General features: G+C 63.5%; 1 protein-coding gene. It reads left to right on the plus strand.

Annotated features, from left to right (window positions below; all coding sequences use genetic code 11):
• Window positions 1-178: 178 nt before the first annotated feature.
• Window positions 179-1,574 (plus strand): SLC13 family permease (locus Q4E95_RS13755; protein WP_303383832.1); only part of this gene is annotated, 1,396 nt, incomplete at its 3' end.

Raw genomic sequence — 1,574 nt, forward strand, 5'->3', positions numbered from 1 at the left:
GGCACGTCTTCAAACGCGACCGACCCGGCGAGAATCCGAACCAATGGCCCGCCCCCATTCACCGGGGCGGGCCATTGGCGCTCGTGACCCGCCGCGCGTCAAGGTTACGGGCGAAATACTCAGTAACTTCATAGAATAAATACCACGTAATCCCCATCACAATGACGTGGAGATCCCCATGAGCCACCCAGCGGTGCCCGGCGCGCACCTCAAGAACCTTGATCCAGATCCGCACCGCGGTGAAGAGGTCAACTTCCAATCCCCCGGCGAACGTGCAGAGGCCGAGGACCCCAAAACCCACCGCATCAAGTGGCTCGGCCTGATCGCAGGTCTTGCGCTGGCACTCCTCGTGTATTTCTTGATGCCCGGCGACGTAGCCCAGGGCGCCCGCCTCACCGCGGCCACGGCCGTTCTCATGGGTGCATGGTGGATGACCGAAGCCCTCCCGCTCCCGGCCACCGCCCTGGTTCCGCTGGTGGTCTTCCCGGTCCTCGGTGACGACGTCAAGTTCGACGACGTGGGAGCTTCCTACGGCAACAACGTGATCTTCCTGTTCATGGGCGGCTTCCTGTTGGCCCTGGCCATGCAGCGCTGGAACCTGCACCGCCGCATCGCCCTGCTGACCGTCAAGGTCATCGGCACCAAGCCCACCCAGATGGTTGCGGGCTTCATGGTCGCGACCGGCTTCCTCTCCATGTGGGTCTCCAACACCGCAACCGCCGTGATGATGCTCCCGATCGGCGTGTCCGTGCTGCTGTTGGTCACCAAGATCGGCGACGGAACCGACACCGGTGCCGACGCCACACCTGAGGGCGCCGCATCCGACGCTCGCCAGGCAACCGACGACGCCGCTCCGGCCACCTCCCAGGCCGGCCCCGACACCGAAGTTGACCCCGAGGACAGCTCGGTGAAGCAGGAGATCATCAAGTCCAACTTCGGTACGGCGTTGATGTTGGGGATCGCGTATGCCGCCTCGATCGGTTCGCTGGGCACCATCATCGGCACCCCGCCGAACACCCTGATGGCCGGTTACCTGTCCGACACCCATGACATCCAGATCGGCTTCGGCCAGTGGATGCTGGTGGGAGTCCCGCTGGCGGTCGTGATGCTGGCGATCTGCTGGTTCTTGCTCACCAAGGTGTTGTTCAAGCCCGAAATCACCGAAATCCCGGGCGGCAAGGAACTCATCCAGGACGAACTTCACAAACTCGGCCCCATGTCCTCCGGTGAGAAGCGTGTGCTGGCCATCTTCATCCTGGCTGCCGTCTCTTGGGTGTTCATTCCGATGATTTTCGACACCCCGCCGATCTCCGACGCGGGAATCGCCATGACCATTGGTTTGCTGCTGTTCTTCTGCCCCGCCGGTGCCGCACGCGGCGTGCGTCTGCTGGACTGGGATTCTGCCGTCAAGCTGCCCTGGGGTGTTCTGTTGCTGTTCGGCGGCGGTTTGGCGCTGTCCTCGCAGTTCTCGGGTTCCGGCCTGACCGAGTGGATCGGCGAGCAGGCCCAGGGTCTGGGTGGCGTTCCCATGATCCTGATGGTGTTGGTCTTCGCGGCCGGCATCCTGTTCCTGA

The organism is Kocuria sp. (genome assembly GCF_030536815.1).
GTDB lineage: Bacteria > Actinomycetota > Actinomycetes > Actinomycetales > Micrococcaceae > Kocuria > Kocuria gwangalliensis.